The 13,648-nt window shown below is 66.6% G+C and carries 12 protein-coding genes and 2 pseudogenes; 7 read left to right on the top strand and 7 right to left on the bottom strand.

Translation table 11 applies throughout. The features are described 5' to 3' along the window. Positions 1 to 1,057: SulP family inorganic anion transporter (locus tag AWC17_RS18190; RefSeq protein ID WP_141224676.1), on the top strand; the 1,057-nt coding region annotated here is incomplete at its 5' end. A 112-nt stretch (positions 1,058 to 1,169) separates the two neighbouring features. Next, a pseudogene (locus AWC17_RS18185) lies at positions 1,170 to 1,379 on the top strand (sodium-dependent bicarbonate transport family permease); the annotation flags it as partial. Positions 1,380 to 1,382: 3 nt separating this feature from the next. On the opposite strand, the gene hemW reads toward AWC17_RS18185, so the two are convergent. Further along, positions 1,383 to 2,555, bottom strand: a complete 1,173-nt coding sequence (hemW, locus tag AWC17_RS18180) for a radical SAM family heme chaperone HemW (RefSeq protein ID WP_046183211.1) — start codon at positions 2,553 to 2,555, stop codon at positions 1,383 to 1,385. 188 nt (positions 2,556 to 2,743) lie between these two features. Here hemW and AWC17_RS34205 point away from each other — a divergent pair, with 188 nt between their 5' ends. From AWC17_RS34205 to AWC17_RS18170, 3 genes are all read left to right on the top strand, one after another. Further along, positions 2,744 to 2,836, top strand: coding sequence for an Ms4527A family Cys-rich leader peptide (locus AWC17_RS34205; RefSeq protein ID WP_372517391.1), 93 nt, complete (start codon positions 2,744 to 2,746; stop codon positions 2,834 to 2,836). Between the two features lie 110 nt (positions 2,837 to 2,946). Beyond that, a complete protein-coding gene (locus AWC17_RS18175; protein ID WP_046183210.1) occupies positions 2,947 to 4,626 on the top strand; it encodes a nitrite/sulfite reductase in 1,680 nt (559 codons plus the stop codon). Beyond that, the gene (locus AWC17_RS18170; RefSeq protein ID WP_046183209.1) at positions 4,623 to 5,366 is read left to right on the top strand and encodes a phosphoadenylyl-sulfate reductase; all 744 of its coding nucleotides are present in this window, start codon (positions 4,623 to 4,625) and stop codon (positions 5,364 to 5,366) included. The genes AWC17_RS18175 and AWC17_RS18170 overlap by 4 nt, the downstream gene beginning before the upstream one ends. 13 nt (positions 5,367 to 5,379) lie before the next feature. On the opposite strand, the gene AWC17_RS18165 is transcribed toward AWC17_RS18170, so the two are convergent. From AWC17_RS18165 to AWC17_RS18145, 5 genes are all read right to left on the bottom strand, one after another. After that, positions 5,380 to 6,474 carry a sulfate/molybdate ABC transporter ATP-binding protein gene (locus AWC17_RS18165; RefSeq protein ID WP_046183208.1) on the bottom strand — a complete coding sequence of 365 codons (1,095 nt, stop codon included), beginning with the start codon at positions 6,472 to 6,474 and terminating at the stop codon, positions 5,380 to 5,382. Beyond that, entirely contained in the window at positions 6,471 to 7,304 is an 834-nt protein-coding gene (gene cysW / locus AWC17_RS18160; RefSeq protein ID WP_046183207.1) for a sulfate ABC transporter permease subunit CysW, read from the bottom strand. Before cysW ends, AWC17_RS18165 begins: the two co-directional genes overlap by 4 nt. After that, entirely contained in the window at positions 7,301 to 8,188 is an 888-nt protein-coding gene (gene cysT / locus AWC17_RS18155; protein ID WP_047323196.1) for a sulfate ABC transporter permease subunit CysT, read from the bottom strand. Before cysT ends, cysW begins: the two co-directional genes overlap by 4 nt. After that, positions 8,185 to 9,222, bottom strand: a complete 1,038-nt coding sequence (locus AWC17_RS18150; RefSeq protein ID WP_046185094.1) for a sulfate ABC transporter substrate-binding protein — start codon at positions 9,220 to 9,222, stop codon at positions 8,185 to 8,187. The genes cysT and AWC17_RS18150 overlap by 4 nt, the downstream gene beginning before the upstream one ends. Positions 9,223 to 9,544: 322 nt before the next feature. Continuing rightward, positions 9,545 to 9,742: a hypothetical protein gene (locus AWC17_RS18145; protein WP_046185095.1), complete on the bottom strand. Its 198-nt coding sequence runs from the start codon at positions 9,740 to 9,742 to the stop codon at positions 9,545 to 9,547. Between the two features lie 53 nt (positions 9,743 to 9,795). On the opposite strand from AWC17_RS18145, the gene AWC17_RS18140 reads away from it, so the two are divergent. Next, the gene (locus tag AWC17_RS18140; RefSeq protein WP_046185096.1) at positions 9,796 to 11,031 is read left to right on the top strand and encodes an FAD-dependent oxidoreductase; all 1,236 of its coding nucleotides are present in this window, start codon (positions 9,796 to 9,798) and stop codon (positions 11,029 to 11,031) included. Between the two features lie 66 nt (positions 11,032 to 11,097). Next, positions 11,098 to 13,134: a glycoside hydrolase family 15 protein gene (locus AWC17_RS18135; protein WP_046185097.1), complete on the top strand. Its 2,037-nt coding sequence runs from the start codon at positions 11,098 to 11,100 to the stop codon at positions 13,132 to 13,134. Between the two features lie 12 nt (positions 13,135 to 13,146). On the opposite strand, the pseudogene AWC17_RS18130 reads toward AWC17_RS18135, so the two are convergent. Continuing rightward, a pseudogene (locus AWC17_RS18130) lies at positions 13,147 to 13,572 on the bottom strand (sensor domain-containing protein); the annotation flags it as partial. Positions 13,573 to 13,648: the final 76 nt, after the last annotated feature.

Here is a 13,648-nt window from a genome sequence, read left to right as displayed (position 1 = left end):
GCCACCGCATAGGATCATCAACGCAAGCGAGCGGAACCTATGTCAGACCACTTTTACACCGCTCCTGGGACGCCACCAGCACGGGATCGTCTTCCCCCAGTTCGGTGAGGCATTCACCGATGCCGCAGTGTGGCTACCCCTGGCCTACCTGGTTGTCACCCTCCTTTTGATCGACGCGACCGAGTCCCTGGCGACGATCGCGGCCGTGGACAACATCGACCCCTATCGCCGCCGGTCCGACCCAGACCGGACCTTGCTGGCCATGGGCGTGTCTAACGGCGCCTCGAGCATGCTCGGTGGCTTGACCATCATCCCTGGCATGGTCAAGAGCACGGCGAATGTCCTGGCCGGCGGCCGGACCCAGTGGGCCAACTTCTACAACGCCTGCTTCCTGCTGACGTTCGTGCTGGTCGGCCGCTACGTGATCGACATGGTCCCGATGGCGGTCCTGGCCGCCATCCTGGTCTTCATCGGCTACAAGCTGTGTAAGCCCGCGCTCTGGCTCAAGGTCGCGCGGGTCGGGACGGAGCAGTTCGTCGTCTTCGTCACCACCATGTTCGTGACTGTGACGACGGACCTGCTCATCGGCATCGCCGCCGGCATTGTCCTGGAGTTGCTACTGAACCTGTGGTTGGTGGGCCTCTGGCACACCCTGAGGAACGGCTCGGAATTCGGCAAGCCGAATTTTGCCGCCCGTTTCCTCAGTCTGTTTCGCAATCCGGTGTCTGAACGGGAATTCGATGAGGGCACCTACCACCTGTACTTGAATGGTCCCCTTGTGTGTTTCAACCTGTTCCACGTGATTCGGGAGTTGGGGCAGCTTCCGCACGACACACAGGCGGTGCATCTCCACTTGAGCTCGCATGTGCCCCTCGTCGATCACACGACGGGTGAGTCCCTCCGTTATTACTTAGAGGAGTTCAGCGGCCAAGACCAAAGTCCGAGGCTGGTGATCGAGGGATGGGACCACATGCGGCCCCTGTCCAAACACGAGACGAGCACGCGGATCGCCCTGGCCACCGCCCACGACTTGGGGGGTGTTCAAGCAACGGATTAACGGCCGACTGACTCTTCTGCTCGGCGGCCGTGAGGTCCCCCGGGCGCCCGAACTCGACCCCTTCGACCGAGTCTCGGCGTTGAGCCGAGAGGAGAAGAGAGTTGTTGTCCAGCCGGGCACCTATGTGCTGTTCGCCGTGCTGTGCGGGTCTGCGTCGTACATCACGCTCCCCGCGGTGCAGCGGCTGGGAATCCCCGAGGCGAGCCCGACCTTGCCGCTGGCCGCCGCGCTGGGATTGACCTTCTCCTACACCGTCACCATCGGGATTCCGCTGTATATCGAGATCAACCGCGCAGTCGCGCACTGCTTCCCGCCGATCTGAGCACTACCCCAGGACGGTGCGCACCACCGCGTCGGCCAGCAGCCGTCCACGCGGCGTGAGGACGAACCGGTCGGCCTCGGACACCAGCAGCCCGTCGGCAACCGCGCCTTCGGCGCGTTCCCGTTCCGCGAGGCTCAGCACGTCGCGCGGAAGACCCTGGCGCAGCCGGGTTTTCAACAGCACGTCTTCGGTGTGCAGGGCGTCGGCGTCCAGCCGCTCGAATCCCCCCACCGGCAACGCGGCACCGGCCAGCGCCTCCGCATAGGCGTTGGGGTGCTTGACATTCCACCACCGCGTGGCGCCGACGTAGCCATGGGCTCCCGGTCCCGCCCCCCACCACTGGCCACCGTCCCAATAGCCGAGGTTGTGCCGGCATTCACCGCCGGGCCGCGCCCAGTTGGACACTTCGTACCAGGTCATTCCGGCCCCGGACAGCCGGGCATCGACCAACTCATAGCGGTGCGCGAGCACGTCGTCGTCGGGAGCCGCCAGTTCGCCGCGCCGAACCCGTCGGGCCAGCGCGGTGCCTTCCTCGACGACCAGCGCGTAGGCGGACACGTGATCGACGCCGGTCTCGATCGCAGTGTCGACCGAACGCAGCAGATCGTCGTCGGTCTCCCCCGGAGTTCCGTAGATCAGATCGAGGCTGACGTGCTCGAAGCCCGCGTCCAACGCTTCGCGGGCCGCGGCCGCCGATCGGTTCGGGGTGTGAATGCGGTCGAGGACCCCCAGCACTCTCGGTGACACCGACTGCATGCCGAGCGACACCCGCGTGTAGCCGGCCGCGCGGATGGCGTCGAAGAAGTCCGGCCAGGCCGACTCCGGGTTGGCCTCGGTGGTGATCTCCGCGTCGGCTGCCAGCGCGAAATGCTCACGCACCATGTCCAGCACCGACGCCACGCGCGCGCCGCCCAGCAGCGACGGCGTGCCGCCCCCGACGAACACCGTGTTCACGGTCGGCCCGGAAAGGCGCTCGGCGGCTAACTTCAACTCCGTACGCAGCGCCGCCAGCCAGGCGTCGGGGTTCACACCGCCCAACTCGGCCGGGGTGTAGGTGTTGAAATCGCAGTAACCGCAACGTGTTATGCAGAACGGAACATGGATGTACAACCCGAACGGCCGTCCGGGGACGGGCTGCACGTCGGGCAGCTCGACCGCTTCCTCGCGAAGTGCCATGCCAAATCATCCCACGGTGCGCCGCCCGCGGTCGGGGCGTCGACCCCGCCCGAACCGTTCTCACCGGCCTGCATCGTTTCCTGGGTTTTATTACCCGGGCGGCCAGCTTAATCGGAGAATTCCACTCACCGTGAGCAGATATTTGACCTGGTGGTGTGGCCGCTTCGCGGGCATGGCACAATGGGTGAGTGACCGTCGCCAGGCCCAGCCTTCGCATTGCGCTCGTGGCGCGGCGGCACATTGATCTCAAGCGTGTTTGCAGCTGTTGCTGTCTTCCTTGATGTCGTAGACCCGCCCACCTGCACGTCCAGCTGGCATCGGATCTGCGCCGCCGATACCACCGGTGAGCTGCGCTTCTATGCCTGCGATGTCGAAAAGGAGACCTCATCCAATGACCACAGCCCGTCCCGCCGGGGCTCAAAACAAGGCTCGCAACGAGGGCCAGTGGGCGCTGGGAGATCGGGAGCCGCTTAACCCCAACGAAGAGATGAAGCATGCCGGCGCGCCGCTCGAGGTGCGCGAACGCATCGAGAGCGTCTACGCCAAGGCCGGGTTCGACAGCATCGACAAGAGTGACCTGCGCGGGCGCTTCCGCTGGTGGGGGCTCTACACCCAGCGCGAACAGGGCTACGACGGTACCTTCACCGGCGACGAGAATGCCGATTTGCTCGAAGCCAAGTACTTCATGATGCGGGTGCGCTGTGACGGCGGCGCGCTGACGGCCGCCGCGCTGCGCACCGTCGGCCAGATCTCGACCGAGTTCGGCCGCGATACGGCCGACATTTCGGACCGCCAGAACGTGCAGATGCACTGGATCGAGGTCGAGAACGTCCCCGAAATCTGGCGGCGGCTGGCCGACGTCGGTCTGCAGACCGCCGAGGCGTGCGGCGACTGCCCCCGCGTCATCCTGGGTTCACCGCTGGCCGGCGAGTCGCTCGATGAGGTGCTCGACCCGACCTGGGCTATCGATGAGATCGTGCGCCGCTACATCGGCAAGCCGGACTTCGCCGATCTGCCGCGCAAGTACAAGACCGCGATCTCGGGGCTGCAGGATGTCGCGCACGAAATCAACGACATCGCCTTCATCGGCGTCAACCACCCCGAGCATGGGCCCGGCCTGGACCTGTGGGTCGGCGGCGGGCTGTCCACCAACCCGATGCTGGCGCAGCGGGTGGGCGCCTGGGTGCCGCTGGACGAGGTGCCCGAGGTCTGGGAGGCCGTGACGTCGATATTCCGCGACTACGGCTACCGGCGGCTGCGGTCCAAGGCTCGGCTGAAGTTCCTGATCAAGGACTGGGGCATCGAAAGGTTCCGTGAGGTCCTCGAAACCGAGTACCTCAAGCGACGGCTGATCGACGGCCCGGCCCCCGAGCCTCTCAAGCATCCGATCGATCACATCGGGGTGCAGCGGCTCAAGAACGGGCTCAACGCGGTCGGGGCGGCTCCGATCGCCGGACGCGTCTCGGGAACCATCCTCTCGGCGGTGGCCGACCTGATGGACCGGGCCGGCTCGGACCGGGTCCGGTTCACCCCGTACCAGAAGCTGGTCATCCTCGACATAGCCGACGACAAGCTCGACGATGTGCTCGCCGGTCTAGAGGCGCTCGGTTTGCAGACCGAACCGTCCCGGTGGCGCCGAAACCTGATGGCGTGCACGGGGATCGAATACTGCAAGTTGTCGTTCGCTGAGACCCGGGGCAAGGCGCAGGTCTTGGTGCCCGAGCTGGAACGCCGGCTCGAGGACATCAACTCTGCGCTCGACGTGCCGATCACGGTCAACATCAACGGTTGTCCGAACTCATGCGCGCGAATTCAAGTGGCCGACATCGGCTTCAAGGGTCAAATGGTTGACGACGGTCATGGGGGCTCCGTCGAGGGTTTTCAGGTGCACCTGGGCGGCAGCCTCGGGCTGGACAGCGGATTCGGGCGAAAGCTGCGCCAGCACAAGGTCACCAGCGACGAGCTCGGCGACTATATCGATCGGGTGGTACGCAACTTCATCACACACCGCAGTGCGGGAGAACGGTTCGCGCAGTGGGCGATTCGGGCAGATGAGGACGATCTACGATGAGTGAACAAGCAACGAAACGGACCGAAGCCGAACTGCGGGACCTGGCGGCGCGTGGGGCCGCGGAGCTCGAGGGCGCCAGCGCCACCGAGGTGTTGCGTTGGACCGATGAGACATTCGGCGGAGTCAACGGCCCGCGCGGCTGGGCGACCTGCAACTACGTGCTGACCTCCAGCATGCAGGAGGCCGTGTTGATCGATCTGGCCGCCAAGGTTCGGCCGGGTGTGCCGGTGGTCTTCCTGGACACCGGCTACCACTTCGCCGAGACCATCGGAACCCGGGACGCGGTCGAGTCGGTCTACGACATACACGTGCTCAACATCACGCCCGAGCAGACGGTGGCCGAGCAGGACCAGCTGCTGGGGAAGAACCTGTTCGACCGGGATCCGGGCGAGTGCTGCCGGTTGCGCAAGGTCGTGCCGCTGCGCAAAGCCCTGAGTGGATACTCCGCCTGGGTGACCGGGTTACGCCGGAGCGAGGCGGCGACACGCGCCAACACCCCGGTGATCGGCTTCGACGAGGGCTTCAAGCTGGTGAAGATCAACCCGTTGGCGACGTGGACCGACGAGGACATGCAGAACTACATCGATGACCACGGCGTGCTGGTCAATCCGCTTGTCTATGACGGATATCCGTCGATCGGCTGCGCTCCCTGCACGGCCAAACCGCTCGCGGGCGCCGACCCGCGCAGTGGGCGCTGGCAGGGGCTGTCGAAGACCGAGTGCGGGTTGCACGCCTCGTAACAAGTAACGCCGGTCAGGCCGACGTCAGCGTCGTCCGATCTTCGCCCGCACCGGCGGAGCCGTCGCCACCAGTCGCCGTCCCGCTGACGGTGATCGGCGGCACCCGGGTGGCCCGCACGTAAACGGTGTCACCCTCATTCAAGGCCAGGGCCTCGGCGTCGCCGCGGGTGATCTGGGCGATGAAGGAATTGCCGGTGGCGGCGCTGGTCAACTCCACCCGCACCTCGAAACCGAGCACCACCACACGGTCGACGGTGGCCCGCAGCACACCCGTGGATTCGCCGGTGCCGTCGGCGGCGGCGACAGCCATGTCCGGAGTGCGGCCAACCCGGATGTCGTGCGGTCGGACCAGGGTGCCGTTCAGCGAGGAAACCGCGCCCAGGAAAGACATCACGAACGCGTTCGCCGGGGCGTCATAGACCTCGGTCGGGGATCCGACCTGCTCGATGCGGCCCTGGTTGAGCACGGCAATCCGGTCGGCGACATCGAGCGCCTCGGACTGGTCGTGGGTGACCAGCACCGTGGTCACATGCACCTCGTCATGCAGGCGGCGCAACCACGCGCGCAGGTCCTCGCGCACCTTGGCGTCCAGCGCACCGAATGGCTCGTCGAGCAGCAGCACTTGCGGGTCGACCGCCAACGCCCGTGCGAGTGCCATCCGCTGTCGCTGGCCACCGGACAGCTGATTGGGGTAACGATTCTGAAATCCGGTCAGCCCCACCACTTCCAGCAGATTGTCGACCTTGGCCTTGACCTCCGCTTTGGGCCGCTTGCGGATCTTCAACCCGTAGGCCACGTTGTCACGCACGGTCAAGTGCTTGAACGCGGCATAGTGCTGGAACACGAATCCGATGCCCCGGCGCTGCGGCGGCACCCGGGTCACGTCACGGCCGTCGATGGTGACCGTACCGCTGTCGGGCTGGTCGAGCCCGGCGATGGCGCGCAACAGGGTGGACTTGCCAGAACCGCTGGGCCCCAACAACGCCGTCAGGGAACCGGCGGGCACGACGAAGTTGACGTTGTCCAGTGCCACGAAGTCGCCGTAGCGCTTGTAGGCGTCCCGCACGATGATCGCGTCTTCGGTGCGGCCCGTCCCGGAGGCGGTCATGCCCAAATCTCCTTATCCGCCTTGGCCGCTCGCGCCCGTCGGACGTCGAGCAGCACCTGGAAGATCAGGACCAGCACGGACACCGCCATCAGCAGCGTCGACAGTGCGTAGGCCCCGTACTCGGCGCCGCGGTTGTAGCGATCGGAGACAAGCAGTGTCAACGTTTGCGACTCCCCCGGCAGGTTGGACGACACCATGATCACTGCGCCGTATTCGCCGAGCGTACGGGCGATGGTCAGGACGATGCCGTAGGTCAATCCCCACCGGATGGACGGCAACGTGATCCGCCAAAAGGTCTGCCACCAACCGGAACCCAGTGTCGCCGCCGCCTCCTCCTGGTCGGTGCCCAATTCGTGCAGGACCGGTTCCACCTCACGCACGACGAACGGCAGGGTGACGAACACGCTGGCGAGCACGATGCCGGGGAGACCGAAGATGATCTTGAACCCGAGGTCCTTCTCGACGAAGCCGAACGCGCCGGCTGATCCCCAGAGCAGGATCAGGGCGACGCCCACGATGACGGGCGAGACCGCGAAGGGCAGATCGATGACCGCCTGGAGCACGCCCTTACCGCCGAATCGGTTGCGCGCGAGGACCAGTGCGGTCGGGATGCCGAACAGCACGTTCAGTGGCACCACGATGGCCACCACCAACAGCGACAGATTCAGGGCAGAGATCGCCGCCGGGGTGCTGACCCAGTCAAAGAACTGCCCGAACCCTGGCCGAAAGGTCCGCCACAGGATCAGGGCGACCGGGACGACGACCAACACAAAGACGTAACCCAGCGCGACATACCGGATCAGGTAGCGCACCCGCGGGGACGACGTCATGCGGCCAGCTCCTCGCGCTTGGCGGCCCGCGAGCCGGCGATGCGCAGCACGAGCAGCACGACGAACGAGATCACCAGCAACACAATCGAAATCGCTGCGGCGCCCGTGCGGTCGTCGTTCTCGATCAAGGTCCGTATCCACTGCGACGACACTTCGGTCTTCCCCGGCACCGCGCCGCCGATCAGCACCACCGAACCGAATTCGCCGATCGCACGCGAGAAGGCCAGGCCCGCACCAGATAACAGCGCCGGCGTCAACGACGGGAGCACGACCGAGGTGAAGATCTTCGGCGCGGTGGCACCGAGTGATGCCGCCGCCTCCTCGGTCTCCCGATCGATTTCCAGCAGCACCGGCTGGACCGCACGCACCACGAACGGCAGGGTCACGAAGGCCAACGCCACCGCGACGCCCCACGCGGTGTGCTGCAGATGAAGACCGACCGGGCTGTTGCTGCCGTATAGGGCCAGCATCACCAGGCTGGCGACGATGGTCGGCAGCGCGAACGGTAGATCGATGATCGCGTCGATCAGCCGCTTGCCGACGAAGTCGTCGCGGACCAGCATCCAGGCGATCAGCAGGCCGAACACCAGGTTGACGACGGTCACTGAAGCCGAGATCGTCAGCGTGACCCGGAACGAGTCCAGCGCGGCGTTCGACGTGACCGCCAGCCAGAAAGCCTGCCAGCCACCACCGATGGCCTGCCACGCGATGGCGGCCAGCGGCAGCAACACGATCACGGACAGCCACACCACGGCCACGCCGAACCGAAGCGACGTGCTGGCCGATCCGCGGCCACGCAGCCCGCCTCCCCCCGGTGGCGCGTCCCGGCCGGGCTCGTCGAGTCCGGGCCCGATGCCCGGCCCCGGGGTCACCGCCGCCGTCATCCGGTCGCCTGCATGTAGATCTTCGTGATGCTGCCGGTGGTCTTGTCGAACAGCTGCGGGTCGACCGCGTTCCAGCCACCAAGGTCGGCGATCGTCCACAGCTTCGTCGGCACGGCATACTGGTCGCGGAAATCGGCGGCAACGGCCGGATCGACCGGACGGAAACCAGCCTGCGCCCACACCTTCTGCGCCGCGGCGGTGTACTGGAAATTCTTGAAGGCGGTCGCGGCAGCCAGGTGTGGGCTGGTGCTCACGACCGCCACCGGGTTCTCGATCTTGAAGGTCTGCTGCGGGATGACGTGCTCGACCGGTTTACCCGCCCGCTCGGTGGCGATCGCCTCGTTCTCGTAGCTGATCAACACGTCCCCGCTGCCCTGGACGAACACGTCGGTGGCTTCCCGTCCCGATCCGGGGCGCAGTTTGACGTGTTCGCTCACCAGCTTCTTGATGAAATCGATGCCCGCCTGGCCGTCTTGGCCGCCACTGCTCTTAACGGCGTACGGTGCCAGCAGATTCCACTTGGCCGAGCCCGAACTCAACGGGCTGGGCGTGATCACCTCGACTCCCGGGCGAACCAGGTCATCCCAGTCCTTGATGTTCTTGGGATTGCCCTTACGCACCACCAGCGCCACCACCGACCCGAACGGGATGCCCTTGGTGGCATCGGTATTCCACTCTTTGGAGACCTTGCCCGCCTTCACCAACCGGGTGATGTCCGGTTCGACCGAGAAGTTCACGACGTCGGCCGGTTTGCCGTCGACGACCCCGCGTGACTGGTCGCCGGAGGCGCCGTAGGAGGTGACCACCTGCACGCCCTTGCCCTCTTCGGACGCATTGAACGCGGGAATCACCTTGCTCCAACCGGGTTCCGGGGCGGAGTAGGCGACCAGGGTGAGGCTCGTGCGCGCGTTCGCAGGCCCGCCCCCGCCAACGACGTCGCTGGCACCTCCACTACACCCCGCGATGACGGCGACGATCAGGGCGAGTATGACCACCGGCCGCCAGCGAGGCGCGCCGGCGATGTCGTTGAGCATTGGGGCCTTCCAGTGCGGGGACTTACAGATATCGGTCCCGATGCTGCGGAAAGGCGCCTTAAACGACGGGAGAGCTCACGAACCCCATACCCCAGACCGCACACGGGTTTGGCAGTCAGCGACAACAGTGCACGAAGACATGGCGCTCCACGACACCGGATGTCACATGCATGGCGGGAAGCCTAACAGGAATCGGCAGGCCCGCCACCGCTCGAGTGGCTGGCAGGCAACCTGCGTGCTCAGTGCGTTAGCCACCACGCGACGATCACCAGCACCACGAGCGAAACCAGGACCAACGTCACGTGTGACCGGGGCATGCGCGTTACCCGGGCGCCCCACCACCGGCGTGGCGGGCACGGCGCATCAGGGCAATGCTCTTGCCGAGCAGGCCGTCGAGCAGCCCCGCCGTGACGGCGGCCACCACCAGCACGATCGGCATCACCACCATGGCCTGGAGTACGAACGCGAGCCCGGAAAGCCACAGCTCGTTGCCGTCCCACCAATTCAGGAACGCGGTCACGGGCTCACCCTATTCGGCCCTGCAGCGGAAAACCAATGTGCCAAGATCGGCGCATGTCTGCCCCGTTCCCCGCGTCCGAGGCGACTGCCTGCCTGATCGCCGGCGGCGGCCCGGCGGGCATGGTGTTGGGCCTGCTGTTGGCGCGTGCCGGTGTTGCCGTCACGGTGATGGAAAAGCACGCGGACTTCCTGCGTGACTTTCGCGGAGACACGGTGCACGCGAGCACCTTGCGGCTGCTCGACGAACTGGGTTTGGGCTCACAGTTCGCCCAGATTCCGCATCGCCTCATCGACACCGTCCACATGGAGATCCAGAACGAACCGGTGGCCCTTGACTTGACCCGCCTCCCGGGCGCCCACAAGCACATCGCCCTGGTGCCGCAATGGGATTTCCTCGAACTGGTGGCCACCGCGGCCGAAGCCGAGCCGAGCTTCCGGCTGTTGCGCAGCACCGAGGTGATCGGCGTGATCCGGGACGCGGACCGCGTCGTCGGCGTCACCTACCGCGACCAGACCGGCGAGGTCAAAGACATGCGCGCCGAGTTGACCGTGGCCTGCGACGGTCGCTCGTCCACGGTGCGTTCGGCGGTCGGCCTCACACCGCAGAGCTTCGGCGCGCCGATGGACGTGTGGTGGTTCCGGTTGCCCCGCCACCCCGGCGATCCACGCGGACTCGCCGGTGTGCTGCGGGCGGGACACGCGGTCATCGTGATCGATCGCGGCGATTACTTCCAGATCGCCTACATCATCCCGAAGGGGACCGACGCCCAGCTGCGGGCCGAAGGCATCGAAGCGCTGCACCGGGCGCTGGTGGGTATGGTGCCCTGGCTTGGTGACCGCGTGGAGACGCTGACGTCGTTCGATGACGTGAAACTGCTTGACGTTCAGCTGAATCGGCTTCGCCGCTGGTATGCCGACGGCGTCCTGTTCATCGGCGACTCCGCGCACGCGATGTCGCCGGTCGGTGGGATCGGCATCAACCTCGCGGTGGCCGACGCGGTGGCGGCCGCCCGCATCCTGGCCGGCGCGTTGCGCGCGGGACGGGTGCCCACTTGGCGGTTGGCCCGGGTGCAGACGCGGCGCTGGCTTCCCACCGTGCTGCTTCAGACCGCGCAGCGGCTGATCCATGCCAACGTGATCGCCGCGGCGGTGGGCGGAAACGAGCACCGTGCGCCGTTCGGCGTGCGGCTGGCGGGCCGGTCCACGGCACTGCGGCGACTGGTCGGCTACCTCGTCGCAATCGGCCCGCTGCCCGAGCACGCCCCGAGGTTTGCCAGACGCCGCGGGTGAGGAGAGTGTGACGCCACGTCGGCGAAAGAATGGACGCCGGGCCGCTCAACAGATGATGATGTCGGGATGGTCCTGCACGCCCAGCCCGACGACCAGCCCGCCGACGCCATGCCCGAGGAAGCATTCCAAGAGGCCCCGGCGGCCCTGCCTTCCACGATCGACTTCAGTGCGCCGGCGCCGCTCGCTTCCAGCGGGGCGCTGCGGAACCCGTTTCCGCCGATCGCCGATTACGCATTCCTGTCGGACTGGGAGACGACGTGCCTGATCTCCCCCGCCGGGTCGGTCGAATGGCTGTGTGTGCCACGGCCGGACTCCCCCAGCGTCTTCGGCGCCATCCTGGACCGCAGCGCCGGCCACTTCCGGCTCGGCCCCTACGGCGTCTCGGTGCCCTCGGCCCGCCGCTACCTGCCCGGCAGCCTGATCATGGAGACCACCTGGCAGACCCACACCGGGTGGCTGATCGTGCGCGACGCGCTGGTGATGGGGCCGTGGCACGACATCGAGCGCCGGTCGCGGACGCACCGCCGCACGCCGATGGACTGGGACGCCGAGCACATCCTGCTGCGCACGGTGCGCTGCGTCAGCGGCACCGTCGAACTGATGATGAGCTGCGAGCCCGCATTCGACTACCACCGCGTCGGCGCCACGTGGGAATACTCGGCCAACGCGTACGGCGAGGCCGTCGCGCGGGCGGCCAAGCAGCCCGACGCCCACCCGACCCTGCGGCTCACCAGCAACCTGCGGATCGGGTTGGAGGGCCGCGAGGCGCGCGCACGCACCCGGATGAAGGAGGGCGACGACGTGTTCGTCGCCCTGAGCTGGACCAAGCACCCGGCGCCGCAAACCTACGAAGAGGCCGCCGACAGGATGTGGCAGACCACCGAGTGTTGGCGGCAGTGGATCAACATCGGCAACTTCCCCGACCACCCGTGGCGGGCGTACCTGCAGCGCAGCGCGCTCACGTTGAAGGGATTGACGTACTCGCCGACCGGCGCGCTGCTGGCGGCCGCCACCACGTCGCTGCCGGAAACGCCGCAGGGCGAACGCAATTGGGACTACCGCTACGCGTGGGTGCGTGACTCGACGTTCGCGTTGTGGGGCCTCTACACGCTCGGCCTGGACCGCGAGGCCGACGACTTCTTCGCGTTCATCGCCGACGTCTCCGGCGCCAACAGCAACGAGCGGCACCCGCTGCAGGTGATGTACGGCGTGGGCGGCGAACGCAGCCTGGTCGAAGAGGAGCTGCATCACCTGTCCGGCTATGACCATGCCCGGCCGGTGCGCATCGGCAACGGTGCCTACGACCAAGTCCAGCACGACATCTGGGGCTCCATCCTCGACTCGTTCTACCTGCACTGCAAGTCCCGGGAGCAGATCCCGGAGAGCTTGTGGCCGGTGCTCAAGAAGCAGGTGGAAGAGGCCATCAAGCACTGGCGCGAGCCCGACCGGGGCATCTGGGAGGTCCGCGGCGAACCGCAACACTTCACCTCGTCGAAGGTGATGTGCTGGGTCGCGCTCGACCGCGGGGCGAAGCTGGCCGAGCGCCAGGGCGAGAAGAGCTATGCCCAGCAGTGGCGGGCCATCGCCGAGGAGATCAAGGAAGACATCCTGCAACACGGGGTGGATTCCCGCGGGGTGTTCACCCAGCGCTATGGCAGCGACGCGCTGGACGCCTCGTTGCTGCTGATGGTGCTGACCCGCTTCCTGCCGCCGGACGACCCGCGCGTGCGCAACACCGTCCTGGCCATCGCCAACGAACTCACCCAGGAAGGCCTGGTGCTGCGCTACCGCGTGGAGGAGACCGACGACGGGCTGTCCGGTGAGGAAGGCACGTTCACGATCTGCTCGTTCTGGCTGGTGTCGGCGCTGGTGGAGATCGGCGAAGTGGCCCGCGCCAAGCGATTGTGCGAGCGGCTGCTGTCCTACGCCAGCCCATTGCACCTCTACGCCGAGGAGATCGAGCCACGAACCGGCCGGCACCTGGGCAACTTCCCGCAGGCGTTCACCCACCTGGCGCTGATCAACGCGGTGGTGCACGTGATCCGCGCCGAGGAGGAGGCCGACGGCTCCGGGATGTTCCAGCCCGCCAACGCGCCGATGTAGCAGGTACGCAGGTCAGCTCAGCGCGCTGACCTTGTCCATCAGCGCGTGCGCGATGTCGATCGCGGTGCGGTGCACATCGCCGGACCCCTGGTCCGACGGGCTGGTCGAGCCGAAGAACGCCACGTCGACTTCCACCAGACAGTTCCCCCGAACACCGATGGCGCGCGCCTCGGGCCTGGGTCCAGTGGACGGTATACCGGGCAACTGGGTGTCGATCGAAAGGGTCGCCGCCACAACCGAATCGGCGACCCGCACGTCGGAAATGGTGTCCAAGAAGACGATCGACGGGCGGTCGGTGATGATGCTGGGGCGCCCGATGGTCACGATCGTGCCGTCGCAGTCGCGCCATTGCTGCGAGAACTGTTGGAACAGCGCGGTCGCCCCTGCGGTGCTGGACAAGGCGACCACGCCCTCGGCCACACTGATCACTTTCGCCGTGTCCGTTGTCGTTCTATCTGAGGCAGGTGCGGGCGTCTGACCTGCGGTGCCTCAGATCAAATGGCGATCCTGTTGC

Origin of the sequence: Mycobacterium nebraskense, from assembly GCF_002102255.1 — a bacterium.
In the GTDB taxonomy this organism is placed as follows: Bacteria; Actinomycetota; Actinomycetes; order Mycobacteriales; family Mycobacteriaceae; genus Mycobacterium; species Mycobacterium nebraskense.
This window is presented reverse-complemented; position numbering and strand designations above follow the sequence as displayed.

Excerpts from the sequence above, each read along its gene's own strand:
- AWC17_RS18165 (WP_046183208.1), bottom strand. The coding sequence starts at position 6,474 with ATGACCGCCTCCGGGACGGGCCGCACCGAAGACGCGATCATCGTGCGG.
- AWC17_RS18140 (WP_046185096.1), top strand. The coding sequence starts at position 9,796 with ATGTCTGCCCCGTTCCCCGCGTCCGAGGCGACTGCCTGCCTGATCGCC.
- AWC17_RS18170 (WP_046183209.1), top strand. The coding sequence starts at position 4,623 with ATGAGTGAACAAGCAACGAAACGGACCGAAGCCGAACTGCGGGACCTG.
- cysT (WP_047323196.1), bottom strand. The coding sequence starts at position 8,188 with ATGACGGCGGCGGTGACCCCGGGGCCGGGCATCGGGCCCGGACTCGAC.
- hemW (WP_046183211.1), bottom strand. The coding sequence starts at position 2,555 with ATGGCACTTCGCGAGGAAGCGGTCGAGCTGCCCGACGTGCAGCCCGTC.
- AWC17_RS18135 (WP_046185097.1), top strand. The coding sequence starts at position 11,098 with ATGGTCCTGCACGCCCAGCCCGACGACCAGCCCGCCGACGCCATGCCC.
- AWC17_RS18150 (WP_046185094.1), bottom strand. The coding sequence starts at position 9,222 with ATGCTCAACGACATCGCCGGCGCGCCTCGCTGGCGGCCGGTGGTCATA.
- AWC17_RS18175 (WP_046183210.1), top strand. The coding sequence starts at position 2,947 with ATGACCACAGCCCGTCCCGCCGGGGCTCAAAACAAGGCTCGCAACGAG.
- cysW (WP_046183207.1), bottom strand. The coding sequence starts at position 7,304 with ATGACGTCGTCCCCGCGGGTGCGCTACCTGATCCGGTATGTCGCGCTG.